The sequence below is a fragment of the Labrenzia sp. ATLA3 genome (assembly GCF_057180185.1).
Genome location: NZ_JBXUKV010000004.1, coordinates 498,782 through 525,437 on the forward strand (window position 1 = coordinate 498,782; position 26,656 = coordinate 525,437).

General features: G+C 58.1%; 24 protein-coding genes. 15 read left to right on the forward strand and 9 right to left on the reverse strand.

The genetic code is table 11. The features are described from left to right. Positions 1 to 3: 3 nt before the first annotated feature. On the forward strand, positions 4 to 1,986 hold the full coding sequence (locus AC2A6O_RS13825; RefSeq protein WP_498927856.1) for a bifunctional 2',3'-cyclic-nucleotide 2'-phosphodiesterase/3'-nucleotidase: 1,983 nt from the start codon (positions 4 to 6) through the stop codon (positions 1,984 to 1,986). A gap of 277 nt (positions 1,987 to 2,263) precedes the next feature. On the opposite strand, the gene dksA is transcribed toward AC2A6O_RS13825, so the two are convergent. Together dksA and AC2A6O_RS13835 are read right to left on the reverse strand one after the other, a co-directional pair. Next, a complete protein-coding gene (gene dksA / locus AC2A6O_RS13830; protein ID WP_006932683.1) occupies positions 2,264 to 2,680 on the reverse strand; it encodes an RNA polymerase-binding protein DksA in 417 nt (138 codons plus the stop codon). A 165-nt stretch (positions 2,681 to 2,845) separates the two neighbouring features. After that, entirely contained in the window at positions 2,846 to 3,265 is a 420-nt protein-coding gene (locus AC2A6O_RS13835; RefSeq protein WP_162855081.1) for a flagellar assembly protein FliX, read from the reverse strand. A gap of 332 nt (positions 3,266 to 3,597) precedes the next feature. Here AC2A6O_RS13835 and AC2A6O_RS13840 point away from each other — a divergent pair, with 332 nt between their 5' ends. The 9 genes from AC2A6O_RS13840 (at position 3,598) to flaF (ending at position 13,110) form a co-directional block, all read left to right on the forward strand. Beyond that, positions 3,598 to 4,722, forward strand: coding sequence for a flagellar basal body P-ring protein FlgI (locus AC2A6O_RS13840; RefSeq protein ID WP_162855105.1), 1,125 nt, complete (start codon positions 3,598 to 3,600; stop codon positions 4,720 to 4,722). After that, complete coding sequence (locus AC2A6O_RS13845; protein ID WP_148586213.1) at positions 4,722 to 5,033, forward strand: rod-binding protein; 312 nt, start codon at positions 4,722 to 4,724, stop codon at positions 5,031 to 5,033. Before AC2A6O_RS13840 ends, AC2A6O_RS13845 begins: the two co-directional genes overlap by 1 nt. Continuing rightward, positions 5,030 to 5,524 (forward strand): flagellar protein FlgN, encoded by a 495-nt coding sequence (locus AC2A6O_RS13850; protein ID WP_148586212.1) that lies wholly within the window; start codon positions 5,030 to 5,032, stop codon positions 5,522 to 5,524. The genes AC2A6O_RS13845 and AC2A6O_RS13850 overlap by 4 nt, the downstream gene beginning before the upstream one ends. Positions 5,525 to 5,799: 275 nt before the next feature. Next, positions 5,800 to 6,195: a hypothetical protein gene (locus tag AC2A6O_RS13855; RefSeq protein ID WP_148586211.1), complete on the forward strand. Its 396-nt coding sequence runs from the start codon at positions 5,800 to 5,802 to the stop codon at positions 6,193 to 6,195. Positions 6,196 to 6,845: 650 nt separating this feature from the next. Next, entirely contained in the window at positions 6,846 to 8,348 is a 1,503-nt protein-coding gene (locus AC2A6O_RS13860) for a flagellin N-terminal helical domain-containing protein (protein WP_148586210.1), read from the forward strand. Positions 8,349 to 8,990: 642 nt separating this feature from the next. Beyond that, positions 8,991 to 10,493 (forward strand): flagellin N-terminal helical domain-containing protein, encoded by a 1,503-nt coding sequence (locus tag AC2A6O_RS13865; RefSeq protein ID WP_148586209.1) that lies wholly within the window; start codon positions 8,991 to 8,993, stop codon positions 10,491 to 10,493. Positions 10,494 to 10,782: 289 nt separating this feature from the next. After that, on the forward strand, positions 10,783 to 12,276 hold the full coding sequence (locus AC2A6O_RS13870) for a flagellin N-terminal helical domain-containing protein (protein ID WP_148586208.1): 1,494 nt from the start codon (positions 10,783 to 10,785) through the stop codon (positions 12,274 to 12,276). A 92-nt stretch (positions 12,277 to 12,368) separates the two neighbouring features. Next, the gene (gene flbT, locus AC2A6O_RS13875; RefSeq protein ID WP_148586207.1) at positions 12,369 to 12,863 is read left to right on the forward strand and encodes a flagellar biosynthesis repressor FlbT; all 495 of its coding nucleotides are present in this window, start codon (positions 12,369 to 12,371) and stop codon (positions 12,861 to 12,863) included. Next, positions 12,793 to 13,110 (forward strand): flagellar biosynthesis regulator FlaF, encoded by a 318-nt coding sequence (flaF, locus tag AC2A6O_RS13880; protein ID WP_286192723.1) that lies wholly within the window; start codon positions 12,793 to 12,795, stop codon positions 13,108 to 13,110. The genes flbT and flaF overlap by 71 nt, the downstream gene beginning before the upstream one ends. Before the next feature lie 304 nt (positions 13,111 to 13,414). Here the strand turns inward: flaF and AC2A6O_RS13885 are convergent, their stop codons facing one another. The 7 genes from AC2A6O_RS13885 to AC2A6O_RS13915 all read right to left on the reverse strand — a co-directional run bounded on the left by AC2A6O_RS13885 (position 13,415) and on the right by AC2A6O_RS13915 (position 21,489). Next, on the reverse strand, positions 13,415 to 14,986 hold the full coding sequence (locus AC2A6O_RS13885) for a GMC family oxidoreductase (RefSeq protein WP_498927861.1): 1,572 nt from the start codon (positions 14,984 to 14,986) through the stop codon (positions 13,415 to 13,417). 18 nt (positions 14,987 to 15,004) lie between these two features. Next, positions 15,005 to 15,529, reverse strand: a complete 525-nt coding sequence (locus AC2A6O_RS13890; protein ID WP_498927863.1) for a Twin-arginine translocation pathway signal — start codon at positions 15,527 to 15,529, stop codon at positions 15,005 to 15,007. Between the two features lie 18 nt (positions 15,530 to 15,547). Then, positions 15,548 to 15,943, reverse strand: coding sequence for a VOC family protein (locus AC2A6O_RS13895; protein ID WP_498927865.1), 396 nt, complete (start codon positions 15,941 to 15,943; stop codon positions 15,548 to 15,550). Positions 15,944 to 16,056: 113 nt separating this feature from the next. Then, positions 16,057 to 16,350, reverse strand: coding sequence for a ribbon-helix-helix domain-containing protein (locus AC2A6O_RS13900; RefSeq protein ID WP_148586202.1), 294 nt, complete (start codon positions 16,348 to 16,350; stop codon positions 16,057 to 16,059). Positions 16,351 to 16,620: 270 nt separating this feature from the next. After that, positions 16,621 to 18,156, reverse strand: coding sequence for a flagellin family protein (locus AC2A6O_RS13905; protein ID WP_148586201.1), 1,536 nt, complete (start codon positions 18,154 to 18,156; stop codon positions 16,621 to 16,623). A 13-nt stretch (positions 18,157 to 18,169) separates the two neighbouring features. Beyond that, on the reverse strand, positions 18,170 to 20,023 hold the full coding sequence (gene flgK / locus AC2A6O_RS13910; protein WP_498927868.1) for a flagellar hook-associated protein FlgK: 1,854 nt from the start codon (positions 20,021 to 20,023) through the stop codon (positions 18,170 to 18,172). Between the two features lie 74 nt (positions 20,024 to 20,097). Further along, positions 20,098 to 21,489, reverse strand: coding sequence for a flagellar hook protein FlgE (locus AC2A6O_RS13915; protein ID WP_498927870.1), 1,392 nt, complete (start codon positions 21,487 to 21,489; stop codon positions 20,098 to 20,100). Positions 21,490 to 21,799: 310 nt separating this feature from the next. Here AC2A6O_RS13915 and AC2A6O_RS13920 point away from each other — a divergent pair, with 310 nt between their 5' ends. The 5 genes from AC2A6O_RS13920 (at position 21,800) to AC2A6O_RS13940 (ending at position 26,475) form a co-directional block, all read left to right on the forward strand. Next, positions 21,800 to 22,645 (forward strand): AAA family ATPase, encoded by an 846-nt coding sequence (locus AC2A6O_RS13920; RefSeq protein WP_498927871.1) that lies wholly within the window; start codon positions 21,800 to 21,802, stop codon positions 22,643 to 22,645. Positions 22,646 to 22,742: 97 nt separating this feature from the next. Continuing rightward, positions 22,743 to 23,282: a hypothetical protein gene (locus AC2A6O_RS13925; protein ID WP_498927874.1), complete on the forward strand. Its 540-nt coding sequence runs from the start codon at positions 22,743 to 22,745 to the stop codon at positions 23,280 to 23,282. 61 nt (positions 23,283 to 23,343) lie between these two features. After that, entirely contained in the window at positions 23,344 to 23,868 is a 525-nt protein-coding gene (locus AC2A6O_RS13930; RefSeq protein WP_498927876.1) for a SixA phosphatase family protein, read from the forward strand. Positions 23,869 to 23,914: 46 nt separating this feature from the next. Further along, positions 23,915 to 25,429, forward strand: a complete 1,515-nt coding sequence (locus tag AC2A6O_RS13935) for a YcjX family GTP-binding protein (protein ID WP_498927878.1) — start codon at positions 23,915 to 23,917, stop codon at positions 25,427 to 25,429. Further along, the gene (locus AC2A6O_RS13940; RefSeq protein ID WP_498927880.1) at positions 25,426 to 26,475 is read left to right on the forward strand and encodes a YcjF family protein; all 1,050 of its coding nucleotides are present in this window, start codon (positions 25,426 to 25,428) and stop codon (positions 26,473 to 26,475) included. The genes AC2A6O_RS13935 and AC2A6O_RS13940 overlap by 4 nt, the downstream gene beginning before the upstream one ends. The last annotated feature ends 181 nt before the right edge of the window (positions 26,476 to 26,656 follow it).

Genomic DNA, 26,656 nt, shown 5'->3' on the forward strand with positions numbered 1-26,656 from the left:
CTCATGTCCACTCTCAAAGACTTTTCGATCTCGCGGCGCACGCTCCTGATGGGCGCAGCGGCAACAGGCTTCACGGCTGCGCTTCACCCTTATTCCGTTCTGGCCAAGGAAGGCACGGCGCACCTTCGTCTGATGGAGACCACGGACCTCCACGTCCATGTGTTTCCTTACGACTATTACAGCGACAAACCGGTCGATACCGCCGGCCTTGCCCGCACAGCCACACTGATCCGCGACATCCGGAATGAAGCGACCAATTCCGTTCTGGTGGACAATGGCGATTTCTTGCAGGGCAACCCGATGGGGGACTATGTCGCCTATGAACGCGGCATGCGCGAGGGCGACCTGCACCCCGTGATCAAGGGCATGAACGTTCTCGATTTCGACGCGGCAACGCTCGGCAACCATGAATTCAACTACGGCCTGGACTTCATGACGAAAGTGCTGGCCGGCGCCAATTTCCCGGTTGTGTGCGCAAACCTCGTCAAGGGAAGCACACTTGCGGGCAATCCGCGGGACGACACCCTGTTTTTGAAGCCCTATGTGATCGTCGAAAAGCAGGTCACGGATGGTGCAGGACAGGCTTATCCGATCAAGATCGGCTTCATCGGCTTTGTGCCGCCACAGATCATGAACTGGGACCGCCGCCATCTGGAAGGCAACGCCAATGCGCGCGACATTGTCGAGACCGCCAAGGCCTTCGTCCCGGAAATGCGCGAACAGGGCTGCGACCTTGTGATCGCCCTCTCCCACTCGGGAATCGACGCCAACGATTTTTCCGAAGGCATGGAAAACGCCTCGCTGCACCTTGCCGGTGTCGACGGCATCGACGCCGTCTTTACCGGTCACCAGCATCTTGTTTTCCCCGGCCCTCAATACGAGGGCCTGCCGGGTGTCGACAGCGAAAAGGGCACCCTGTTCGGCAAACCCGCCGCCATGGGCGGTTTCTGGGGATCGCATCTGGGCGTCATCGACCTGATGATCGAGCGCGACGGTAACGGCTGGCGTGTTGCCAATTTCATGACCGAAGCCCGCCCGATCTATGAAAAGGAAGGCCGCACCGTCACGCCGCTGGTGGAGAGCCAGCAAGATGTGCTCGACGCCGTGCAGGAAGACCATGAGGCAACCCTTGCCTATGTCCGCCGCCCCGTCGGCAAGACGTCCGCCCCCTTGCATTCCTACTTTGCCCTGGTGGCTGACGATCCGAGCGTCCAGATCGTGTCAAAGGCTCAGATCTGGTACATTGAGCAGATGCTGAAGGGCACCGAATGGGAGGGCCTGCCAGTGCTCTCCGCCGCTGCCCCTTTCAAGGCCGGTGGCCGTGGCGGCCCGGACTATTACACCGACGTTCCAGTCGGTGATGTCGCCATCAAGAACGTGGCCGATCTCTATCTTTATCCGAACACCGTACGCGCGGTCGCCATCAAGGGCAGCACGGTTAAGGAATGGCTGGAACGTTCTGCCGGCATTTTCCAGCAAATCGAGCCGGGCAAGACCGACCAGACGCTGATCAACCCGGAGTTTCCGAGTTACAATTTCGATGTGATCGACGGCGTCACCTATCAGATCGATCTGAGCCAGCCGTCGAAATATGACTCCAAGGGCGAAGTGATCAATCCGGATGCCAACCGCATCGTCAATCTGCAGTTTGACGGCGCTCCGCTCGACCCGGAAGCCACCTTCGTTGTTGCGACCAACAACTACCGCGCAGGCGGCGGCGGCAATTTCCCCGGTATCAACGACGACGTCGTCATATTTGTTGGCCCGGACACCAACCGCGACGTTCTGGTCCGCTACATCGTCGAACAGGGCACCATCAACCCGTCAGCAGATGCCAACTGGTCTTTCAAGCCGATGCCTGACACCACCGTTCTGTTTGAAACCGGCCAGGGCGGCACGGAACACGCCGCATCAGTAGAAGGGGTCAAGATCGAACCGGCCGGCGACGGCGCAGATGGCTTTGCCCGTTACCGGATCACGCTCTGACGTTCGCGACTGAGGTAATCCTGCTTTAACGAGCAAGCGTCCCCCAACCTTATCCTTAGGAAACACGAAGCACTGTCTCGAAGGATCGGCCGCCTGCACCTAGGTGTGCCAGCCATCCTTCGAGACGGATCTGACGGTCTTGTTCAGGATGACGTTGCGTGGGACTGTCCGCACGAGATGTCAGGCTGCAGACATAAAAAAACCTTCCCACAAGGGGAAGGTCTTGAAAGTCGTTACGGATCTGCCGTCTGTGCGGCAAACCGGCCGTTTCTGGAAATCAGTCGTCGCGATACACTTTTTCCCGACGCTCGTGGGCTTCCTGAGCCTCGATCGACAAAGTTGCGATCGGGCGCGCCTCGAGTCGCCGAAGAGAGATCGGCTCGCCGGTCTCTTCGCAATAGCCATAACTCCCGTCCGTAATGCGTTCCAACGCATCATCAATCTTCGAAATCAGTTTCCGCTGCCGGTCCCTGGCACGCAGTTCAATGGAGCGGTCTGTTTCGGACGACGCACGGTCGGCAAAGTCTGGGTGGTTCTGGCTTTCCTCCTGAAGATTGGCGAGGGTTTCCTTGCTTTCCTTCAGGATCTCTTCTTTCCACACAAGCAGCTTGTTGCGAAAGTACTCGCGCTGCCTGTCGTTCATGAACGGCTCGTCTTCCGAGGGTCGATATTCAGACTCAATTTCTACCGTCATCGATAGCTCCGGATTACCGTTATGCCGGGCGCAATATATAGACCGTTCCCCCAGCCGACAACGGTTCATTTGTTAAAAATGGCATCAAGGAAAGTTTATACCTTTCAAGACGTTGCGTTAATTTTAGTCGTTGTGATGGCAAATTTTACCGATATTCAGCTACGCTCAGTCCTGGAATCGCCCAAGCTTGGCGAGCTCGACTTTGACCCGCAATTCGATCTCTTCCAGCACTGAATCGACCTCCGGATCGCCGCTCGACTGGCGTTTGGAAACCTGCCTGGCAAGCAGTTCCAGCCTGTCTTCCGAGACGTGCCCGGCAAGCAGGTCGGTCCGAACGGATTCCAGCGTGTCCAGAAGATTGTGCCCGTGCTTGGCAGCGCGAGAGCGACGCTCGGCGCGGTCGTCGACCTCCTGCAAGGCCAGCAAGGCATCCATGCCCTGTATGGAGGCGCCGCCTGCGGTCTGGGAAGACTGCGAGACCTCTCCCCCCAGATCCGGCGCGAACTGGTTGCCGCCAGAGGAGACGCCCTTCTTGGCATCTCGGCCCCGAACGCCAGTAATGGGTTTGTTGCCTGTAATACGCATGATCGATCTTTCAGTCGGACTGACGGTAATTCTGGCGTACGGAGCAGCTCAGCCCGTCAGATTCTGCCGGTAAGGGTAAATGAGTCCTTGGGGGTGAGGCAATATTTGCCGACCGGCAGGTCCATTTCTTTAACCTCAAACGACAGTTTTACGTGGACATGCTGGCCATCATACCAGCAAAGAGCGCAGAATTCCGTCACTTTGATACAAAGACCCACCGCTTTTGCAAAAGTGGCACGGCTCTCGCATTGCACATTTCAAGAAATTGTCTCCCGGCACCTGCGCCGGAAACACAAAGACGGACCGGATCAGTAATGCGACAAGTTGGTGACATGATCTGCAGAGGGTTCAAGCGGGTGGCGCTTCTGGGAGCTGCCGCCGCAATTGCGGCAACAGCCTTGATGGCGCCGGCTCAGGCCGCGTCCCGCATCAAGGACATTGCCGATTTCGAAGGCATTCGCGAAAACCAGCTGATTGGCTACGGCCTCGTGGTCGGCCTGAACGGAACCGGCGACTCGCTCAACAACTCGCCTTTCACCCAGCAGAGCTTGCAAGCCATGCTGGAACGCCTCGGCGTCAACACCCGCAATATCGACCTCAACACCAACACTGTCGCCGCTGTCATGGTGACCGCCAATCTGCCGCCCTTCTCCACTCAGGGAACCCGGATCGACGTCAACGTGAGCGCGCTTGGGGATTCTGACTCGCTTCAGGGCGGCACACTGCTGGTCACGCCTCTGGTCGGCGCTGATGGCGAAGTCTACGCCATCGCCCAGGGGTCGATCGCCATCGGCGGCTTTTCCGCCCAGGCTGACGCCGCCTCCGTGGTACGCGGAGTTCCCACGGCAGGACGCATCGCAAATGGTGGCCTTGTGGAACGTGAGCTGGATTTCAAGCTTGCCTCTCTGACCACACTCCGCCTCGCCCTCCGTAATCCGGATCTGACCACAGCACGGCGCGTTGCGCTGTCCGTCAACGAACTGATCGGTATGCCGACCGCTGAGCCTCTCGATCCAGCCACCGTGCGCATCGATCTGCCCCAGCAGTACGACGGCAACATTGTCGATCTCCTGACCGACATCGAACAATTGATCGTCGAGCCGGATCTGGCCGCCCGTATCGTCATCGACGAGAATTCAGGCATCATCGTCATGGGCCAGGACGTGAAAGTGTCCATGGTCGCCGTTGCCCAGGGCAACCTGACCGTGACCATCGCCGAATCTCCGCAGGTCTCGCAGCCGCTGCCTTTCGCCAACGGCCAGACCGCCGTCGTACCGCGCTCTGACGTGAGCGTTGACGAGGACGGTTCCAAACTCGCCATCGTTCCGCAGACCGTGACACTGAAACAGCTTGTCGATGGACTGAACGCTCTGGGCATCGGTCCGCGCGACATGATTTCTATCCTGCAGGCCATCAAGGCCGCAGGCGCCCTCCAGGCCGACATCGAGGTGCTCTGATGGCCGAACTGGTTTCTCCCGCATCCTTTCAACAAAGCCCGCTGGACACGCTGCGCGGCGTTGACCGGACAAACAAGACACGGGTTCGCGAAGCAGCCGAGGAGTTCGAGGCCGTTTTCCTGAACACCATGCTCCAGAACATGTTCACGGGTCTTGAGAACGGCGGCACCTGGGGCAAGGGCCACGGGGCGGATGCCTGGCAGAGCCTTCTGGTTGACGAATATGCACGCAACATCGCCGCATCCGGCGGCATCGGCCTGGCCGACAGCGTGGAACGCGAACTGCTCGCATTGCAAGAGGGGTCAAGATGACCGCACAAGCCAACGCCTCCACCTTTCCGTTTTCCCTGGACCGGCCTGCCAGCCAGCAGGAAGCCGAGCAGTTCTGCTCTGCCCTGTCGAGCACGATGGAAGCCCTGTTGTCCGTGATTGAAATGGAAACCGATCTGGTCAGGGCAGGAAAACTCCGGGAGGCCGGCGAACTTCAGCCGGACAAGGCCCGTCTGATCCACGAGTATACGCGTGGTATGATGACCGCCAAGGAACACGCGGTTGCCCTGGGCAACCTGTCTCCGTCCTCCACCCAATCACTCCGTCGGCAGCATGCCGAGTTCCAGCCTGTCCTGCGCATCAACCTTGCTGTGCTTTCAACCGCAAGAGAGGTTGCCAACAACATCGTCGCATCAGTGGCCAAGGCGGCCGGTGCGAAAAACGCCAACGCACCGACAACATATGGACGCAACGGCTCCGCACCGGTTGGCCCACAGTCTGCCCGTGGCATTGCGGTCAATCAGTCGCTTTGAAGGTTACGACCAACCTTTAACGCAATCGAAGCAAAACCCTTCGAGAAGAAAAGCTCCCTTTTTGGGAGCTTTTCGTGTATTTACCAGACACGCTCAGCTCATCTGATTTTCTATTTTCGCGCCTGAACCTGCCTGCGGCAACGAATCAGGAACAGCGACAATCGGATAGATCGCAACCCTTAAAAGTCTAATCATTTCGTTAACGGAGGATTCATTCCCTTACGTTAGTCTTCTCCATCTATCGGGTAAAAGTTGTTAGTCACCCGGAGGAAAAGATGTTGGACACGGGATTGGCCCGGCCGCCATCGCCGACATACACGGCGATAACGCCGGTTACACGGGCTCCGGAGCGCAATGCTCCCTCTGTTGAGACGGACCTTCCGGTCGAAGAGACCGTCAGACCGTCCACCGAGACGCAAAACGGACAGCGTAGTGCGAACAACGAACGCGACCAGCGTTCGCTGAGCGAGCGGTTTTCTTCCACGGTCGAACGGCAGAATGTCTTCGATCAGGAATATGAAAGCCTGGTCTATGTCGCGACCAATACCGAAACCGGTCAGGTCGTTCGCCAGATTCCCGCTGAAACGCTGTTGCGGCTACGGGCTTACAATGAGTCCATCCAATCGCAACAGAGCCAGGCGACCACGGAACCGGTGCAGCGCGTCATCTGACCGGCACCTACCTGACGCTCGTCCCTCGCCTGTTTGCGACGGCAGGCATGCCCTTGGTAACTGTCTGCCGGTCATTTTCTGCTCTTTCCAGTGCATCCGGGTCACAAGCATCACCTCCCCTTGATGCACGTCAGGCCACGCCCCCTTCTTCAGCACACCGAACTGCGTTCTTCCCTCCCCCGGCGCCTCTGGCCCATTGCCTTGCGAAGCTCGCTCTTGGAAACTTGACGGCAATCACCTCCTGCAGATCTGCCTGACAGCACAGTAACGACAGTCTGTTGGTTCCCCCTTGTTTGCGCTGTTCCCGGCACTTTCATTGGCCGCACCTGGACCGCGGGTTAACAACTTTGTCAGGCTACCGGCAAACCGACTTTCTTCAGGGAAATTTGCAAGACCGAAGCGCCCTTTCAAACCGGGTCGTCAAGTATTCGACTTGCGCCGTTAAGAGTTTCACTTCAGTTGAAATATCTATTTAAAAACAATGAACTCAACTCTTTCTGGCAATGATTTTAGTTGCTCGGCTTAGGGCGCTGTTAAGGTTAATTCTCGCTAACCATCTTTGTTTAGAAGTTGTTACAAGAAACCGCCGATAGATGTTCCTCGGATCCAGGAAGGGTCCTCGTACCTAGTATTCCTAGAAAGGAAACATCATGGCTGATATTACTCTGTCCAGTGGGGTTCGCGCGAACCTCAACACCCTCCAGTCCACCGCTCAGTTCATGTCTGAAGTCCAGAACAAGCTGGCGACCGGCAAGAAGGTGAACTCTGCTCTGGACAATCCGAACAGCTTCTTCACGGCTTCCGGCCTGACCTCCCGTGCAAACGACCTGTCCACTCTTCTGGACGACATGGGCCAGTCCACACAGACGCTGAAGGCTGCCGATCAGGGCATCCAGAGCATCACGAAGCTCGTTGAATCTGCAAAAGCAAAGGCCAACCAGGCCCTGCAGACCCAGAGCCAGTATGAGCGCAAGCAGTTTGCCTCTCAGTACAACGACCTGCTGACGCAGATCGAAGACCTGGCGAAGGACTCCGGTTACAAAGGCAAGAACCTGCTCGCAGGTGAAGGCAACGACCTGAGAACCATCTTCAACGAAGACTCCACTTCGAAGCTCGACATTGAAGCTGTTGACTACACCGACACCGCCCTGTCCACCGGTCTGAACCTCTCCGACCTGGCAGAAGGCGAAGGCGCTTCCTCAACCCTGCAGCTCCAGGGTGGTTCAGCCACCTTCACCCTGCAGGATGCAGGCGGCTCCGCTCTGAACACCAGCTCGACTCTCTCCGAATCCACGCTGGTCGCTTCTACCACGAGCTCCCTTAGCTTCATCGACGACACCGCTACCACTCCGGCCGTTATCTCCGGTACGAGCGGCGTCTCCGGCGGGGCAACTGTTCAGGACCTCGTTGATGGCCTCAATGCCATTTCCGGTGTGCGCGCCGAATTCGACAATGACACCGGCGAACTGAGCATCTACTCGGATGAAGACTTCTACATCAGCAACGACTCGACAACGACTGTCCTGACGGGCTCCAATGTCGACGCAACGGCCTTCACTTCGACGACCGACTCGCTGATCGAATCCGGTTCGTTCTCTGTCGGCGATACGCTGACACTGACCGACGGCAACGGCTACGAACTCGGCTCCTTCGAGATCGAAGACGACAGCACCGTTGATGATCTGGAGAACTTCATCAACGACTTCAACGGCATTTCCGCCAACTTCGACACCGGCTCGGGCAAGATCACCATCACGTCCGAAACCGACCTATCGCTGACCAGTGACAACGCAGACTTCGCAAGCTCCGGCTTTGCGGCGGATACCGACGGGATCAACATCTCGGCGATTTCCGACAGTGGGTTTGCAACGGACAGCGACATTAACCGGGTCGTTGATCGCTTGAACACAGCTCTTGGCAACCTGAGAACACAGGCTTCCTCCTTCGGTACCAACCTCTCCATCGTTGAAAACCGTCAGGACTTCACCAAGAACCTGATCAACACGCTGGAAGAAGGTGCAGGCAAGCTGACGCTGGCCGATACCAACGAAGAAGGTGCAAACCTGCTGGCACTTCAGACACGTCAGCAGCTGGCTTCTACCTCGCTGTCCTTCGCAGCACAGGCAGACCAGAACGTTCTGCGTCTCTTCTAAGCCGAAAACTCCGGTTAAAACGACATTGGAAAGCGGGCTTCGGCCCGCTTTTCTCTTTTTAGGCGGAGCAAACGCGCTCGGCAGGTCGCCCTGATGACACGCTCGCCGGTCTTTGCGCCTCCTCCCTCTCTCCCATAGTCATGGCTGCCCTTCCCCTTCCATAGAACCGGCAACGCCGCTCACGGCCCGTTCGTTAAGGTTCTGCTGCGGGCAGATCAAAACCTGACTCGCAATATGCGCAGGCTCACTGGTTTGATTGCGGCCAGCACAGTCCATCCGAACTTCTGCCCACCTCCCGTCATCTGTTTCGGTGACCTTGATCACCACGACGAATTTTTTTCCGATTGCTTCGCCAAACGGGATGCAGACAAGTCAAACACCGCCAAATTCGGCGTTTTCTGCGCCTGCGGACCGCTGCTAGACTGCTCCTTCCGCAGTAAAGACACTGATATTTGTGGGCACCGTCACCCGGTTGCGCAGGACAATCTCACTGCCATTTCAGACAAGGTCCCGAAGGGGGTTAACGTCCCGATAACCAAATTTTTCAAGCATTTAACCATTGATTAAGGTTAACGCTCGATCATCGAACCCAACCTGCTCAGGAAGAGCAGATGAAATTTGACCCAGGAAAGGGATAATTCGATGCGTGACATTACGCTGTCAGCCGCCGTGCGGCAAAACCTCCTCACACTTCAATCAACCGCAGACCTGATGTCGGGTGTTCAGAACAAGCTGGCAACCGGTTTGAAGGTGAACTCCGCGCTGGACAATCCGAACAGCTTTTTCACGGCGTCCGGCCTGAACTCCCGTGCAGGCGATCTCAGCACCCTGCTGGACGACATGGGCCAGTCCCTGCAGACCATCAAGTCTGCAGACAAAGGCATTCAGACGATCACGGATCTGGTTGAAACTGCGAAAGCAAAAGCCAACCAGGCGCTGCAGACCCAGAGCCAGTACGAGCGTAAGACCTACGCAGCACAATACAATGCTCTGCTGGAACAGATCGAAGATGTCGCCAAGGACAGCTCGTACAAAGGCAAGAACCTGCTCGCAGGTGACGGCAACGACCTGACCACCATCTTCAATGAAGACGCAACGTCCAAACTGACTATTGAAGCGGTCGACTACACGGACACCTCTATTTCCACCGGTCTGAACCTTTCCGATCTGGCTGAAGGCGTGGGCTCTTCGACCACCATGCAGCTTCAGGGTGGTTCAGCCACCTTCACCCTGCAGGATGCCGGCGGTTCCGCTCTGAACATCAGTTCGGCCCTCGTCGACTCCACTTTGGTAGCCTCAACCACCAGCTCCCTCAGCTTCATTGACAACACTGCAACCACTCCGGCCGTTATCTCCGGTACGAGCGGCGTCTCCGGCGGGGCAACTGTTCAGGACCTTGTCGATGGCCTCAATGACATTGCAGGCGTACGCGCTGAATATGACAACAACACAGGCGAGCTGAGCATTTACTCGGATGAAGACTTCTACATCAGCAACGACTCGACAACGACTGTCCTGACGGGCTCCAATGTTGATGCAACAGCATTCACTTCGACGACCGACACGCTCGTCGATTCCGGTTCTTTCGCGGTGGGTGACACTCTCACGCTGACGGACGGCAACGGCTACGAACTCGGTTCCTTCGAGATCGAAGAAGACAGCACCGTTGATGATCTGGAGAACTTCATCAACGACTTCAATGGCGTTACCGCCAACTTCGACACCGGCTCGGGCAAGATCACCATCACGTCCGAAACCGACCTGACATTGACCAGTGACAACACGGACTTCGTCAGCTCCGGCTTTGCTGCGGATACCGACGGGATCACGCTCTCCGCGATCTCCGACAGTGGGTTCGCAACCGACACGAACATCAACCGTGTCATAGACCGGTTGAACACCAGTCTGTCTAACCTTCGATCCCAGGCTTCCGAATTCGGTACCAACCTCTCCACTGTAGAGATCCGGCAAGACTTCACGAAGACCTTGATCAATACTCTGCAGGAAGGTGCAGGTCTTTTGACCCTGGCAGATACCAACGAGGAAGGTGCAAACCTGCTGGCCCTGCAGACTCGTCAGCAGCTTGCCTCAACCTCTCTGTCCTTCGCCTCGCAGGCGGACCAGACCGTGCTATCCCTCTTCTAATTCACAGAGAATCAGTCGGACGCACGACTCACAAACAAGCAACGGAAACGGCGGGCCACTGGTCCGCCGTTTTCGTTTTTGGCCTGAATTACTGTCGAAAAGTGATATTTTTTATCGTTGAAAATCAAAGCCTTAAAAGAAAGCTTTTGGTAACTTTTATTTACAGCACGTTAATACGTGCATCAGCGATTAACTTTCCATTTAGATTTACGACAAAGGTGCATGCTCGACTTGAAATACCTGCATGATGCCTTTGGCGAGACCTGAATAGGGAAAGCGGTGAAGTCTGATGCCTGATATTGTTCTCTCCAGTGCTGTCCGGGACAATCTCCTGTCGCTGAAACAAACGGCTGATTTGCAGTCGATCACGCAAACGCGCCTGGCAACCGGTTTGAAGGTCAACACGGCGCTCGACAATCCGAACTCTTATTTCACCTCCCAGTCGCTCAACGACAGGGCAAGCGATCTCTCCAACCTTCTGGACAACATGGGCCAGGCGGTTCAGACGATCCGGGCCGCGGACAAGGGCATCACGTCCATCACCAAGCTGGTAGAATCCGCAAAGGCCATCGCGAACCAGGCCTTGCAGACATCCAGCGAGTATGAACGCAAGCTGTTCACCAGCCAGTACAACGATCTGCTTGAGCAGATCGAAGACATGGCGCGGGACTCCAGCTACAAGGGCAAGAACCTACTTGCCGGGGCCGGAAACGAGCTCGAGGTTATCTTCAACGAGGACAGCACCTCGAACCTCACCGTCAATCCGGTCGACTTCACCGACACATCTCTGGACGACGGGCTTAATCTTGACGATCTCGATGCAGGCGGGACCGGCACATCGTCGTTCAATCTGTTCGGCGGTACGAGCACCATTTCCCTGTCGGGCTTGCAGGCCTCCTCGAACCTGACGGATCTGGGTGACTGGGCGACCGGCAACATTGTCAGCATCACGGATTCCTCCGGCACCACCAACCTGACTGTCGGTACCGACATCACCACGGTGCAGGACTATGTGGATGCGTTGAATGATCTTAACGGCGTTCAGGCCACTTTCGACGAAGCAACGGATTCCATCACGATCACCTCCGGCCTCGATAACGCGCTGTATATTTCCAAGGACAATACTGGCGGCGGCGCAGCGACGGACGGCGGCGATACCGGTGGCACCACGACAACCATGACTGTGTCCGCACTCAGTTCGACGGCGACACTGGTCACGTCCGGCGGTTTTCAGGCCGGCGATACGATCACGATCACCGACGGTAACGGCTTCGAGCCAGCCTCGCTGGAAATCGATGAAGAAACCACGGTCAGCGATCTCGTGACCTTTATCGACAATGTGAAGGGTCTGGATGCGACCTTCTCCGGCGGCAGCATCAGCCTTATCGGCGAAGTGTCTTTCGACATTTCCAGCAGCAACAACGACTTCAACAGACTGACGCTCGGATCCTCATCCGGCACCGTGTCGCTGACGGCCGCAGCATCCGAGTTCAAGTCGGATACAGATATCGATCGAACGCTGCAGGCCATCAACGCGGCGCTCGATGAGCTTCGCAGCGCGGCCCGCTCCATGGGTACGGCGCTTTCAACTGTGGAAATCCGAACCGATTTCACACAAAATCTGATCAACACGCTGGAGGTTGGCGCAGGCCACCTAACAATTGCGGACATGAACGAAGAAGGTGCTAACATGCTTGCGCTGCAGACCCGTCAGCAGCTTTCTTCGACTGCTCTGTCTCTGGCCAACCAGGCAGATCAGAGCGTCTTGAGCCTCTTCGGTTAACACCGGAGGCGATTATCATTAAAGTATCGGGGGCAAACCGTTAACGGTTTCGTTAACGTTTCATGGCGATACTTCTGCGTGGAGGTCACGGAATGGCGCTCAAGGTCGAGCTAAAACCGGGCGAGCGAATTATCATTGGGGAAAGTGTCATCACCAATGACAACCAACGTACTCGCCTATTTATCGAAGGCCAGGCCCCCATTCTGCGAGAAAAGGATATTCTCACGCCGGCCACTGCGGATACGCCAGCCAAACGGGTCTACCTGGCCGTTCAGCTGATGTATCTGTCAACTGACTTGGAGAAGATTCAGGAGAGTTACTTCAGCCTCGTCAATGACATAGTGAAGGCCGCGCCGAGTACGATCCCTTTTGTCACCAGGATTAGTAACGCCATACTAACCGGCGCCTTCTATAAAGCACTGAAAGAAGCACGTAAGCTCATCGAGTATGAAGGGACGCTGATCGGTCATGTACAAACAGGCAGCGCAGGCTTACCAGAAAACGAGCCAGGTGGCGATGTCACCGAGGGAGCTGGAAGCGAATCTGCTGATGAAAGCCGCAGCCCGGCTTCAGTTGATCAAGGATGAATGGGCGAATTCCTCGCTTGCGGAAAAAGATGACGCCCTGGTTTACAATCGCAAGCTCTGGACAATTCTCGTGACGTCCGCGACCAGTGCTGAAAGCGAACTGCCTCAGGAGATCAAGAACAATATCGCCACGCTCGGCTTATTCGTGTTCAAGCAGACAATCACAATCATGTCGACTGATGATGAAACCAAGCTCGGAACCATCATCAACATCAACCGATCGATTGCCGAGGGTCTGAGAAGCTGATCCCGGCACTGCCGGTTCAAGAACAGTCTTGGAAAACACGACCCGTTATCAAGAAAGGCCGCCAGGGTAACCTCGGCGGCCTTTCTCTTGACTGCAACGTTCCAACTGCCCTCCCCCAGTAGAAACGGAGGAAGTCTCCGCCGGGGATCAGCGGATCCTCAAGCTGCGGGCAGAAATTGCAGCCGAGACAGGTGCATCACTTCCGGAAATACCTGCGTTCCATCGAACGCAGGCAACCGTTTCCGAACCTCCGGGGTGACCGGCCCCTGAAAACGCACGCTCCCGGAAGCCGGCCATCTCAGGACTACAGATTGCCGGCACTCATCTCCCGGGCGATGTGATCGGCCTGACGGATGGCCAGCGCCACGATTGTCAGGGTCGGGTTTTCAGAAGCTCCCGTGGTGAACTGGGACCCGTCCGACACGAACAGATTGGCAATATCGTGGGTTTGCCCCCAGCGATTGACCACACCGTCACGCGGGTTTTCCGACATCCGGTTGGTGCCCAGGTTATGGGTCGACGGGTATGGCGGTGTCGGGAAGGTCCGGGTCGCTCCGACCGCGTCATAAATGGCTTCCCCCTGCCTGTAGGCGTGATTGCGCATGGCAACGTCGTTCGGATGATCGTCGAAGTGAACATTCGCCACCGGCAGGCCCAGGGCATCCTTCACGTCGTGATTGAGCGTGACCCGGTTCGTTTCTTGAGGCATGTCTTCACCGACGATCCAAAGCCCGGCCATGTTTTCATAGCCGTCGAGTGCACTGGTGAATTCCCGGCCCCACGCGCCCGGATCAAGAAACGCCGCCATGAACGGCAGTCCGAGCGACAGGGTTTCAAGTTCATATCCCCCGACGAAGCCGCGGGAGGGGTCGTGACGGGCTTCATCCTGGATGATGCCGGCCATGGTGGTTCCACGCCACATCTTCACCGGTTTGTCGAAAATGGCGTAAACCGATCCGGTGGTGTGACGCATGTAGTTTCGTCCCACCTGGCCGGAGCTGTTGGCAAGGCCGTCCGGGAACATCGAAGATGCGGAATTCAGCAAGAGCCGCGGGCTCTCGAACGAATTTCCGGCAACACACACGACGCGGGCCTTCTGAAGCTGCAGGTTACCGTCCTTGTCGAAATACTCGACACCGGTCACCTTGCCCGTGTCGTCATGAAGGATCCGCGCGACCTGAGCGTGGTCGCGAACCTCCAGGTTTCCGGTTGCCTCGCCGCGTGGAATATCCGTGTAGGCGGCCGACCACTTCGCTCCCCATTTGCACCCCTGGAAACAGAAGCCTGTCTGCTGACAGGAGATACGCTCGTCATAATCGTCCGAGTTGATGGCCATCCGGCCCGTGTGGACTTCCTTGTAACCGAGCGCCTTGGCGCCTTTTTCGAAAACAAGGTAGTTGTTGTTGCCCGGCAAACCGGCCCGGCCACCTGTCCGCGTGACACCCAGCTTTGTTTCGGCAAGCGTGTACCAGGGGTCCATTTCCTCCCCATCGATGGGCCAGTCCAGCAGATTGGCACCCTGAACGTTGCCGTAGGTCGTTTTTGCCTTCCATTCGTGCGGCTGGAACCGGATCGAAGCCCCCGCCCAGTGAATGGTCGTGCCGCCAACCGCCTTGACGATCCAGGCCGGCAGACCGGAAAAGTCCTTGGCCACCCGCCAATCGCCAGATGTGGTTCTGGGATCGACCCAGGCAAGCTGCCCGAAGCTTTCCCACTCGTCGTTGACATAGTCTTCCGGAAGGTAGCGTCCGCCCGCCTCCAGAGCCACGACACTCACGCCTTTCTGCGCAAGTTCGTTGGCAAGCACACCGCCGCCGGCGCCTGTGCCGATTACAACGACAACCGTGTCGTCATTCAGGTCAAAAGGTGCAGCCATTGGTTTCCTCCCTCAGGCTCAAAGCCAGTTTATGTCGTTGAAGCCCCGGTCGATGTAGCCGCCCGACTCGTAGGAGGCCCCCTCGTAGCCAAACAAGGGCCAGACCGCTTTCTGATTGTAGAGACCGGTCACAAGACCGCCCCTGATCCGTTGAAAGAACGGGCTGTCCTCCATGGACCGCAGCAAATCGGCTCTGTCGCGCTCCCAGCCGATTGCAAGATAGGAGTCATACCCTCTCCCCTGGGCTGCTCCGTTCAGGGCCTCGATACCAGCTTCGATGTCCTCGGCATGGTCTGGCGTGTCGTATCCCTTGACGGCGATGACGTAGTATTCGTCGCCGACGTGGTCATGCGGATAGATATCCCGCGCCATCTGCACCAGCGTGGCGAAGCTGTCCGGCTTGAGTGCACTCAGTTCCGTCGCCCAGGCTCCGTCCCTGGCCGCCAGAAATCCCGATCCGGTCACGAAGGCAGCTCCCGCCGCCGTCGCCCGGGCCAGAAGCTGCCGTCTTGTCAAACCTTTCGGACTGTTTTCGGTTTTCATGCTCTCCTCCCATTCAAGTCACTCGTATCGACCGCCGCGCTGAAGCACCTCGATCTGATAGCCATCGGGATCCGCAACGAAGAAGAAACGTGCAATGACGTCCCCTCCCGGAGCGAAGTCGACCAGTTTTCGTGGATTAAGACCTGCAGCCTCGAAGCGCGCGTGCTCGCTGTCGAGATCATCGACGCTGAACGCCAGATGGCCATAGCCATCGCCAAGGTCGTAGGGTTCCGTCCGCCCCTTGTTGACCGTCAGTTCCAGCTCAAAGCCGGATTCGCTGTTACTGAGGTAGATCAGGGTAAAATCGGGAAAGTCCAGACGATCCGCTACGGTCAGTCCGAATGCTTTTTCATAAAAGGAAACAGACCTGTGTTCGTCCAGAACACGGATCATGGAATGAATTGCTTTTGCCACGCGTTACTCCGCTCTGCTTGAATTGGCATGCGGGAAGCGTATCGCGTGGCAACTATCGCCCGGGTAGTATGCTTATACTGCGAGCGGCAAAACTTGCGTTGCAGCGCAAAATATCATTCGGCGGCAATCGAAGCCGCGTGCTGGTTCGCCGAAATCTCAAGGAACTTCAGACAGGCGCAGCGCAGCAGCGATGTGAAGTTCTTCGGCTCGCCCCGCAGTTCAATCACTTCCGAATGCAAGGTCGAGATGAAATGGGGCGTCGTCACCCCTTCCGATGCGGCGATCTGATCCAGAATCGCCCAGAAGGAATTTTCCATACGAATACTTGTGCTCTGTCCGTTGAGCCGCAACCGCCGCGTCTGGCTGGCGTAGCGTTCCGGATCCTGTCCGGCGAATACATGACACATCGGCTCTCCCTCCCGTGGTGTCGATCTTTGCGCGGTATTCCGCGATCCGTTTTTTGAAAAGGGATAATGAAAAGAACGTGCCGTTGCCAAAAACCCCAACCGCCAACCGGTTGGTTCTGGACACCAGAAGATATCCGTCGGGGAAAAAGGCTACAGGGAGAGTGTTTCCCCAAAGGGGAAATATTTCAAGGCCTTTCCCCGCCCGGACCGGCAGTCCAGAGAGCCATGGGAGAAGACCATCCCTGAAAACGCTTGAAGTTCCGGGTGTTCTTACAGGTAATCGGACAGGGTCAGATTGAAGACGATCGACGAAGCCCTGTAGGAAACCTCGATATTGGTCTTCAATTGCAGGATCTCGGCCGCGACCTGATCCTGGTCAATGCCCTCGATATCCGCAATCGTGCCTTCGTAGCTGCTTTTCATCTGCACATGCCGGTCGTCGGTCAGAGACACTGTCCGGTGTGTGATGGCGATGTCCGTTGCAATGTCGGTGATGCCCGACTGATCGACACCCGGCGGCTGAAGGGTGGTCCGCAGGTTCGTCGACAAGGCGTTGTAATACTCTTCATCGAGCGTCGTACCGCCGGAAAAGTCCGCGGCAATGAAAGCCGAGAGGGACTGTACCAGCTCTCGCAAGGGCGTTTCGTTGGCCCTTACGCCGTATTCTACCGTCAGATTGCTGTCGATCACCGCGTTCTTGTCCGTACGCGGATCGTCCGTTGCCGTGTTGCGGCCGGTATACCAGGCGACAGTGGTCGATCCGCCGCCGGTCAGTGCGGTTGCGCTATCGAAGGGCGGTCCGTCGACCCGCTGCGGCTCCTCGCCGCCGAACGTCTTGAAGAACTCTTCCGCCGCCCATTCGTCAGACACCGATCGAAGAGTTGTCTGGGCCTGATGCTCGATCTCCGCCGCCAGGGCATCGCGCAGATTCTGCGCGGTTTCCTCAAGATCGGTCCCGATCGCAAATGTGCCCTCTTCAGCAGTGCTGTTTGCCGCCGTCAGCTCGATGGAAATCGTTTCGCTGTGGTCGGGAGGCAGGGAGAGCTCCACCGTGATGGTCTCGCCGAGTTCCGGTTGTCCGGTAAACTGCACATCGAAACTGTCCGGGTCCGTGGCCGACGGCCCGGTGATGGACACGTTGGTCAGGGTCGTGACGGCTGAGGCAATATCGAAACCGAAATCATGCGCCCCATCCTCGGCAATCGTGAAGGTGGAATCGGTCGGCACCAGACCTGCATAGTTGGTCGTCAGCGCTGAGGTGGTGGTGCGGCCGTTGTTGCCCGCCCCCAGGTTTGCCTGGGAATATTCGCTCATGACGGTTTTCAGCCCGTCGAGACCGTTCGCTCCGTCCAGAATGGCGTCAATCCTGGCAACCGGATCCTGAACGGCATCCGTGCCGCCAAAGACGTAAAACCCGGCGACTTCCGTGTTCAGAATGTTGAGAGCTTCGTTCAGCAGCAATTTGGCGCGAGACTGGGTCTGTGTCTGTCCGTCGTCCTGCAGCACGAAATCGTTAGTGTCGAGGGCCGATTTTGCATCCTGGCGGATGTCCTCAAGGCGTTCCAGAGACATGGTCGAGGTTTGCAGGTGCAGATTGGCTATGGTGATCGTTTCCTGATAGCTCTTGATCATGTTGACCTTCTGGGTCAGCTCGATATCCAGAAGCCGGCGGTCGCCCACCTCGCCGTAGGTCGTGCCGACCTTGCCTCTGGCGAGCTGAGTTGTCTTGCTTGCCAGCAGATCGTTGAGCTCGCCAAGCTGGCGGGTCAGATAAGTCCGGGAGGTGGTGATATTCGAAACTGCCATAACGCACCCAACCTTAAACGATGTTCAGGAGCTCTTCGAAGAGATCCTTGATGGTCTGCATGACGCGGGCATTGGCCGCATAGGCGTTCTCAAGCTGAACCATGAAGGCCAGTTCGGCGTCGAGATCGACCGAGTAGCTCTCTTCGTACCGGATGGCGAGGTTCATGGTCAGCGCTTCCTTTGAATCCGCATAGGTCGCTGCGTCTTCCGCCTGGTTGCCCTGAAACGCGACTGTCTGATTGACGTAGTTTACGAGTGTCCCCTCGAACGGGGTAGACGCACTGCCGATCCCTGACCCCGGATCATAATGTTTGGTCCCGACACTGAGCGCATCCGACAGGAACTTGGCCCGTGCCGGATCGTTGGATGTGTTCGCGGTTGGCGTGGTCTGGTAATTTACCAGAAGCGCGCTGTCGGCAAGAAGATCCGGATTGACGCTGATCCCGGAGGCATAGCCAAGCCGCTGACCACCACCTTCAAGCGCATCGGTGAAGATATCCGTTCCGACCCGCTGGTCGACGAAGATCGCAAGCCCGAGCCCCTGATCGGAATTGGCCGTCACGGTGACATTCGCGCTCAGGCTCTCCACGCTGGTCGGCGCAGTGTTGTCGCCCAGAACGCGCAGGTTGTCCGAGCCGTCGTTGCTGACCAGAAGACCGGTCCCGGACAGTGCCGCGGCGATGTTGGTGATGTAAGTCGCCGGAACGCCGCTGGAAATATCGATCCCGAAGACCGTATCTCCCGGCTTGGCGGTTGCGGAATTGTCCAGCGGCAGCAAGGTGGGATCGTCCACGGCCACCAGGGTGACGGTCTGCGGATTGCCGCTGGTATCGGTATAATCCAGCGTGATCGTGTTGCCCGGTTGAAGCGCGGACACATCGAGGTCGAAACCGCTGTCCAACCCGACCGTCGCAGCCGTGCTTTCAACATCCACATTGGAAAAGGCGAGCGACAACTCGGCGGCGATTGTGTCGAGCTGTGTCTGCGCCTCGACCAGAATATCGTCGCGAAGTTCAGCGGACGCCAGCATCGAACCGGATTTCGACGACTGGAAGAGATCATATTCGGTCCCGCCCGGCGTTCTCACCATCACCGAGTTGCCTGCCTGGCCAGGCTGCAGCAGATGCGTGGCATCGAATGTCAGTGTCGAGGCCTGGTTGTCGTCATAAAGCTGGTCACCGTTGGCGGTGCGAATGGAAATCGAACTGTCGCCGTTCTTGGTAACGTTGATATCGAGATAGCCTGACAACTGCTCAATCAGCCGGTCGCGCTCGTCTTCCATGTCAGCGGTCGAAACCCCGGACTGGGCGGCGGCCTGGATGGCTTCGTCAATGTCCTTGATGCTAGAGAGCAAGCCATTCACGCTGTCTGTCTGTGCGACCAGCGCATTGTCCGCTTCCTGACGCAGACCCGCGATCTGCTCATGGGACGAGTTCAGTTCCCGAGCGAAAGCTTCCGCAGCCGAGACCACATCCTTTTGCACGGCATAATTGCCCGGATCGTTCACCAGGCTGGCAAGAGAGGAGGCCAGGTTGCCTGCAAGGGACGACAAGGAACTCTTGTCGTCGATGGTGCCGAAAATATCGTCCAGCCTGTCGGTAAAGTCCGCAATCTGGCGGGAATAGCTGGTGTCGGCGAGAGAGTTGAAATAGTCGGACTGGATCTGCTCGTTGACAACGCGGCGCACTTCAGTTGCGTTCAGTCCCGCAACATTGCCGTTTCCGTCGAAATAGACATTCGCCGAAACTATTTTCTTGGAATAGCCGGCCGTATCCGCGTTCGCGACGTTGGACGCAGTTACGTCCAGCTGACGCTGATTATAGGTGATTCCGAAAACCGCGGTATTGAGGGCGCTTGTAAGACCCATGGCGGCTTCTCCTTCGTACTACGCGAAAAGGCCAGGCTGGCCGGCGGGTCTAGACCCCGCCGGCCAAGGCGGGATTACCGAACCATATTCAAGGCATCATCGAGCATTTCGTCCGCAGAGGTGACGATCCTCGAGTTCGCTGAATAGGCTTGCTGGGTGATGATCAGTTTGGAAAACTCGTCCGCGATATCGGCGTTGGAGAGTTCCACCTTCTTGGCCAGGATCTGCCCGCCACCGGAAAGATCAGCGTCCCCCGATCCGGCGGTTGCCGCAAACGCGGCACCGTCAACACGCTGCAGGTCCTGCTCGGCCTCGAACGTCGCGAGCGGGATCTGGTAAACGGGACGCTGCTGGTTGTTGGAATAGCTGGCGATCACGCGGCCGGAAGCATCTACAGCCACCCCGATCAGTTCACCTGCCGGATAGCCATCCGGATCCAGCGACACGGAGCTGGCCCTGCCATCCTTGTCGGAATACTGGGTCAGGGACCCGTCGGCGAAGGAAAACTCGACGTCCGTAGCGGTAGTACCACCGATGGTGAGCGAGGAAATGGTGAAACCGTCGCCCGAACCGTTCACCGCTGAACCTGTCATGGCACCAGCAGTCAGGGTGGTCATTTCACCTGTGTCGTCAAACTGGATGGTTCCCACATCGTACCAGGCATCGGTCGCATCGCCGCCAGTGCCGATATACATCGACCAGGCATCCTCCACGATGGGGGGACCGGCGTCATAGTTCGCGGTCTTGGCATACCGGATCTCGACGGCCATCGCTGTGCCGTTCTGGTTATAGATCGTGGTAGACCCGCCCGAAATGGAGCTGTTTATGAAGTCGCCTTCGTCCGCAACAGCAACGTTACCGGCCCCGACGGAGGCATTCAGAAGAGCCGTGGATTCATCAGTGCCATCATAGTCGGTAGTCGCAGGAACACGCGGCAGGTTGGCCTGGTAATCGACTGTCGTGGTGGCGGACGCCGCCAGAGGCTGGTTCTCGATCTGGACCACGGTCGGGTTGTCGCCGATCGCATTGCCGGTGTTCGGGTCCAGCGGAAAACCTTCCAGGTAGTAGCCCGAGCTGTTGATCAGATAACCTTCCTTGTCACGCTCGAAGTCGCCGGCGCGGGTATAGTAGGTTTCGTCTGCGAAGGTGGTTGAGCCATCGACAACATCGGACGCCTTGGTCACGACAAAATAGCCCGGACCATTGATGGCCAGGTAGGTGTCTACATCGACCGACGTGATGTCGCCCTGCACCGTATTGGTGGCACGGGATGTAGCGAAAGTGGTTCCGGACACCTGCTGAGCCTGCTTGGACCCGCCACCGGAAACCAGATCGGAAAAAGTGGTGTCGAGACGCTTGTAACCGGTCGTCTGCGAGTTTGCGACGTTACCGGAAATATTTTCCAGAGCCTTAGCCTGCGCAGCCAGTCCTGAGACAGCCGAGTTGATAGCCCCATAAATACCCATTTTCGGTCCTCTTTATAGATCGGGCACTGCGACGCGGGCTTCCGCCCATGATCGGCCTTCCTCCGCAAAGGCCGTGCCAGTTTGAGGAATTCTGACATTCTCTTTTTATTTCAGATACTTGGTTAGATTTGCTCTCACCAAAAGGGAAAAACCAACCCGGCAGGTCATGACCCAACAGGCAAAATCTACCGCGCCGACCAGCCACAGAGGTTCAAAATTGCCGCGCGCCGGTGCTCCTGCCTTTTACGGGCTTGCACAGCCGCGCGCGGCCTGCCACCTTGCGCCCGACTGAGGAAAAACGGACGGCCAAATGCGCTTCGAAGGAACTGAAAGCTATATCGCCACGGAAGATCTGCGGGTTGCGGTCAATGCCGCAGTCGCCCTGGAGCGACCGCTACTGATCAAGGGGGAGCCCGGCACCGGCAAGACCGTGCTTGCCGAACAGGTTGCGGCTGCCCTGAAAGCCCCGTTGATCGAATGGCATGTCAAATCCACCACAAAGGCTCAGCAGGGTCTTTATGAGTATGATGCGGTCTCGCGCCTGCGCGACAGCCAGCTCGGCGACGAGCGCGTCAAGGACATCAACAACTACATCCGCAAGGGCAAGCTCTGGGAGGCGTTCGACGCAGCGCAGCGGCCGGTTCTGCTGATCGATGAGGTCGACAAGGCCGATATCGAGTTCCCGAACGATCTTTTGCTGGAACTCGACCGCATGGAGTTCCACGTCTACGAAACCGGCGAAACCGTGCGCGCAAGGCAGCGCCCGATCGTCATCATCACGTCCAACAACGAAAAAGACCTGCCCGACGCCTTCCTGCGCCGGTGTTTCTTCCATTTCATCAAGTTCCCCGATGCCGAAACCATGACGGAAATCGTCGAGGTGCATTTCCCGGGCATCAAGCAACGCCTCCTGTCGGAGGCCCTGCGCCTCTTCTATGATGTGCGAGACGTTCCGGGGCTGAAGAAGAAGCCGTCCACCTCTGAGCTGATCGACTGGATCAAGCTGCTTTTGAACGAAGACATCGACCCTGAAACCCTTCGTCAACAAGATAGCTCCAAACTGATACCACCGCTGCACGGCGCGCTGCTGAAGAACGAGCAGGACGTGCATTTGTTCGAGCGCCTGGCGTTCATGGCGCGCCGGGAGCGGTCGTGAAGTCCGGGCTGCGACCAGGATAGCCAATCGACCCTGATCGCTCTTTTGCCTGGCGGCAAGACGGCGATCTTCGGGATCGGGTGACGAGGAGACTGACTTGGCGAAACAGGCCGCCGCCCTTCTAGTGCTGGCGATGCTCGTACTGCCGACGGCCACGGGTGCGCCTGTTCGTGCGCAGGTGCCGCCCGAAAAGGACGCGGGCTGGCAAAGCGACGTCGGCGGATTGCGTCATTTCACCGGCCTGCGCTGCCCCGACATGATTGGCGATTACTACCGCATCAAGGTGATGGAGGGTGATGCTGTCAGCCAGGCGGGATGCATCTACACCGGCCGTGACGGCATAACCGCGGTCCTGCGCAAGCATCTTCAGGGCACCGGCCGCAGAGAAGCGCTGACCTTTTCCCGCAATTACAAAGCGGCCGGCTTTGAACCGATCAAGCTGACCGGGGTAGCAGGTTCCGGCGTATCCTTCCGGACCCGTAGCTGGACACCGACGAGCCTGTGCGAAACGCTGTGGTACTTTTCCGGTGCCACATCGGACTATACATTATGGCTGTCTTACACACTGCCGACCCAAGAAGTGGAGATCGGACCGGCTGTCGGCGCCTTCACCAAGGCGCTTTCCAACCAGAATTGATCCGGAAACCCGGTCCTTGCGCGCCGGTACGTCTCCAACATCCAGAGAACCAGGAAAGACGATGCGGCTCCTCTTGTTCAGACATGCGAAATCAGACTGGGGCGATCCGAACCTGGACGACATCGACCGGCCATTGAACAGCCGCGGCAAAACCGCATCCGTCAGGATGGCCCGCTATATGCAGGAACAGGGCCTGAAGCCAAACCAGATCCTGTGTTCCACCGCGCAGCGTACGCGAGAGACCCTCGCCCGCCTTCTGCCCACCCTCACCCAGGAAACCCAGATCCACCTGGTGTCCGACCTCTACCAGCAAAGCGAAGACAACTATGCCGGTTTGATCCGCCGCTACGGCGGCCGTGCGCAGAACGTCATGGTGATCGGTCACAACCCCGCCACTCAGGACACGGCACTGGACCTGATTGGCACGGAATCTTCCGGTGCGCTTACCGACATCCAGGAAAAATTTCCGACCGGTGCTCTTGCGGTGATTGATTTCGATATTGCCGACTGGTCGGAGCTGCAGCCCGGGACCGGACATCTGGAGCGGTTTGTCAAACCGCGAGACCTGAAGGACGATACCGCCTAGGGCTTCGGATGACATCCGGATTGCACTTGGCACCGCCCGCGCCTACATGAACGCGCTGGAGGCCCTTGTGAACCCATTGACGACACTTGCAGAAGAAACCCGGCTGACACTGGCCAACCTTGCCGATGCGGCAACCGATCTGGCCGTGCCAAGCGTGAGGCTGGGCGTGACGGGCCTTGCACGGGCAGGCAAGACCGTTTTTCTCACCGCGCTCGTGCACAATCTTGTTCACGGCGGCCGTCTGCCGCTGTTCAGCGCGGCCTCCGGCCACCGGATGACCGGTGCAAAGCTTCAACCGCAACCGGATGATGCCGTACCTCGCTTTGACTACGAGGCGCATGTGCGCGCCCTTGTCAGCGAACGGATCTGGCCGGAATCGACCCGTCAGGTTTCAGAACTGCGCCTGACCATAGACTACGAAAGCGCCTCCTATTTTTACCGCAAGCTCGGCCCCGGGCGGCTGCATCTCGACCTGATCGACTATCCCGGCGAGTGGTTGCTGGACCTGCCCCTGCTCGGCAAGGATTACGCCACCTTCTCCGCCGAAGCCATGCAACGCGCCCGGGCGGACAACAGGGCGGAGATTGCAGAACCGTTTCTGAAGATCCTCGCGGCCACGGATGCCAACGCACAGGAAAGCGAGCCGGCAGCACAGGAACTGTCTGCAAGCTTCAAAACCTATCTGGCGGCGTGTCGTGCGGATGCCCACGCCCTGTCCATGCTTCCCCCTGGCCGTTTCCTGATGCCGGGCGATCTGGACGGCTCCCCGGCACTGACCTTTGCCCCGCTGGACATTCCCGCAGATGCCTCCCCCGCCAGAGCCGGTACCTTGCGCGCGATGATGGAACGGCGGTACGAAGCCTACAAGACCCATGTGGTGCGGCCGTTTTTTCGAAATCACTTCGCACGCTTGGACCGTCAGATCGTGCTGGTCGATGTGCTGCATGCCCTGAACGCCGGCCCACATGCAATCGCGGATCTGGAAACAGCGCTCACCGAAGTTCTGGGGGCCTTCCGCCCTGGCAAACGAAGCTGGCTGTCTTCGATCCTGTCTCGCCGGATCGACCGCATCCTGTTCGCGGCGACCAAGGCAGACCACCTGCACAGATCGGACCATGACCGGCTGGAACTGATCCTGAAAAGACTGGTTGCCCGGGCCGAGGAACGGGCAACGTTCAAGGGGGCCGAGGTCGAGGTCCTCGCCATGGCCGCCGTGCGCGCAACGCGCGAGGCGACGGTCAAACATCGCGGTGAAGCGCTTCCCGCCATCCTCGGAACGCCGTTGCCGGGGGAACGTCTCAACGGCGACACCTACGATGGCAAAACCGAAATCGCCATGTTTCCCGGTGACTTGCCGGACAATCCTGAATCACTTTTTGGACAAGCTGATTTAGTTTCTGAAGCGCTTCGAGCAAGTTTTCAAACCGCACAGGCAGATCTTCAGTTCCTGAGATTCCGGCCACCGGAACTCGACAAGACCGCCGAGGGCCTGACATTGTCTCTGCCTCATATCCGGCTTGACCGCGCCCTAGAATTCCTGATCGGAGACCGCCTGGCATGACCGGTTCACAGCCCCCGTCCCATCGCAAACCGGCCGCCTTTCGTCTCGACGACGCCAAGGTCCGCGTGACCGATGACGAAACACGGATGCCCACGGCTGGCGAAGCGCTGGTCACACAGGCTTTTGTCGACGAGGAAGAGCCTCGCCTGCCCCGCGCCGCCAGCACGCCCAGATCTGGATTTCGCTTCGGCAAGTGGTTGATGGTCGGCTTGTCCGGTCTTGTCTCGCTCGCTGTCGGCCTTGCGGTCGACAGCCTGATACGGGATCTCTTCGCCCGAACCGACTGGCTGGGCTGGCTGGGTCTTGCCCTTGCCGCCCTGGCCGCACTCGGCCTTCTCGGGCTGATTGCCCGCGAGATTGCGGGCCTCATGCGCCTTGGCCGCATTGACCACCTTCGGGACGGGCTGCAAAGCGCCGCCGAAGCGGATGATGCAGAGGCAGCATCTGCGGGCCTGAAGGAGCTCCTCACGCTCTACAAGGATCGTCCTGAAACCGCGCAGGGGCGCAAGGCCCTTGCAGGGCACATGCGGGAAGTGATCGATGGCCGCGACCTGGTCAAACTGGCCGAACGCGACCTGCTCGGCCCGCTCGATCTGGAAGCCCGGCGCATCGTGATGAACAGCGCAAAGCGCGTCTCCATCGTCACCGCTGTCAGCCCGCGGGCGCTTGTCGACCTTCTGGCGGTTCTGTTCGAAAACCTCCGCACAATCCGGCGTCTGTCCGCGCTTTATGGCGGGCGGCCCGGTACGCTTGGCTTTCTCCGGCTTGCCAAACACGTCATGGCACATCTGGCGGTCACCGGTGGCATGGCCGCAGGCGACAGCCTCGCCTCTCAGGTGCTGGGCCATGGGCTCGCGGCACGGCTTTCCGCCCGCCTGGGCGAAGGCGTGGTCAACGGGCTGCTCACAGCCCGTATCGGCATTGCGGCAATTGCCGTGTGCAGGCCTGCCCCGTTTGTGGCCAGCACCGGCCCCAGCATTTCCGAATTCATGGGCGAACTGGTCTCGTTTGCCAAAAAAGAAGAAGATCCATCCGGTAAGTCCTGAGACCTGGACGTGAAGTCATCCGGCCGAACGGCCGGCCCCCCGGCGACTTGGCGAGCTTCTGACGTTGTCAGACAGGCAAGTTTTGGTCGTGAGTTTCTGTGCATGACCTCATCTTCGCGAAAGGCCTACGGTTCAATGCATCAAACGAGCCCATTTACAGGCTGAACTAACCAACTGAAGC

Excerpts from the sequence above, each read along its gene's own strand:
- AC2A6O_RS13845 (WP_148586213.1), top strand. The coding sequence starts at position 4,722 with ATGGCCGAACTGGTTTCTCCCGCATCCTTTCAACAAAGCCCGCTGGAC.
- AC2A6O_RS13935 (WP_498927878.1), top strand. The coding sequence starts at position 23,915 with ATGAACGCGCTGGAGGCCCTTGTGAACCCATTGACGACACTTGCAGAA.
- AC2A6O_RS13840 (WP_162855105.1), top strand. The coding sequence starts at position 3,598 with ATGATCTGCAGAGGGTTCAAGCGGGTGGCGCTTCTGGGAGCTGCCGCC.
- AC2A6O_RS13860 (WP_148586210.1), top strand. The coding sequence starts at position 6,846 with ATGGCTGATATTACTCTGTCCAGTGGGGTTCGCGCGAACCTCAACACC.
- AC2A6O_RS13855 (WP_148586211.1), top strand. The coding sequence starts at position 5,800 with ATGTTGGACACGGGATTGGCCCGGCCGCCATCGCCGACATACACGGCG.
- dksA (WP_006932683.1), bottom strand. The coding sequence starts at position 2,680 with ATGACGGTAGAAATTGAGTCTGAATATCGACCCTCGGAAGACGAGCCG.
- AC2A6O_RS13900 (WP_148586202.1), bottom strand. The coding sequence starts at position 16,350 with ATGTGTCATGTATTCGCCGGACAGGATCCGGAACGCTACGCCAGCCAG.
- flaF (WP_286192723.1), top strand. The coding sequence starts at position 12,793 with ATGTCACCGAGGGAGCTGGAAGCGAATCTGCTGATGAAAGCCGCAGCC.
- AC2A6O_RS13825 (WP_498927856.1), top strand. The coding sequence starts at position 4 with ATGTCCACTCTCAAAGACTTTTCGATCTCGCGGCGCACGCTCCTGATG.
- AC2A6O_RS13930 (WP_498927876.1), top strand. The coding sequence starts at position 23,344 with ATGCGGCTCCTCTTGTTCAGACATGCGAAATCAGACTGGGGCGATCCG.
- AC2A6O_RS13865 (WP_148586209.1), top strand. The coding sequence starts at position 8,991 with ATGCGTGACATTACGCTGTCAGCCGCCGTGCGGCAAAACCTCCTCACA.
- AC2A6O_RS13835 (WP_162855081.1), bottom strand. The coding sequence starts at position 3,265 with ATGCGTATTACAGGCAACAAACCCATTACTGGCGTTCGGGGCCGAGAT.
- AC2A6O_RS13915 (WP_498927870.1), bottom strand. The coding sequence starts at position 21,489 with ATGGGTATTTATGGGGCTATCAACTCGGCTGTCTCAGGACTGGCTGCG.
- AC2A6O_RS13885 (WP_498927861.1), bottom strand. The coding sequence starts at position 14,986 with ATGGCTGCACCTTTTGACCTGAATGACGACACGGTTGTCGTTGTAATC.
- flbT (WP_148586207.1), top strand. The coding sequence starts at position 12,369 with ATGGCGCTCAAGGTCGAGCTAAAACCGGGCGAGCGAATTATCATTGGG.
- AC2A6O_RS13850 (WP_148586212.1), top strand. The coding sequence starts at position 5,030 with ATGACCGCACAAGCCAACGCCTCCACCTTTCCGTTTTCCCTGGACCGG.
- flgK (WP_498927868.1), bottom strand. The coding sequence starts at position 20,023 with ATGGGTCTTACAAGCGCCCTCAATACCGCGGTTTTCGGAATCACCTAT.
- AC2A6O_RS13905 (WP_148586201.1), bottom strand. The coding sequence starts at position 18,156 with ATGGCAGTTTCGAATATCACCACCTCCCGGACTTATCTGACCCGCCAG.
- AC2A6O_RS13920 (WP_498927871.1), top strand. The coding sequence starts at position 21,800 with ATGCGCTTCGAAGGAACTGAAAGCTATATCGCCACGGAAGATCTGCGG.
- AC2A6O_RS13870 (WP_148586208.1), top strand. The coding sequence starts at position 10,783 with ATGCCTGATATTGTTCTCTCCAGTGCTGTCCGGGACAATCTCCTGTCG.
- AC2A6O_RS13940 (WP_498927880.1), top strand. The coding sequence starts at position 25,426 with ATGACCGGTTCACAGCCCCCGTCCCATCGCAAACCGGCCGCCTTTCGT.
- AC2A6O_RS13890 (WP_498927863.1), bottom strand. The coding sequence starts at position 15,529 with ATGAAAACCGAAAACAGTCCGAAAGGTTTGACAAGACGGCAGCTTCTG.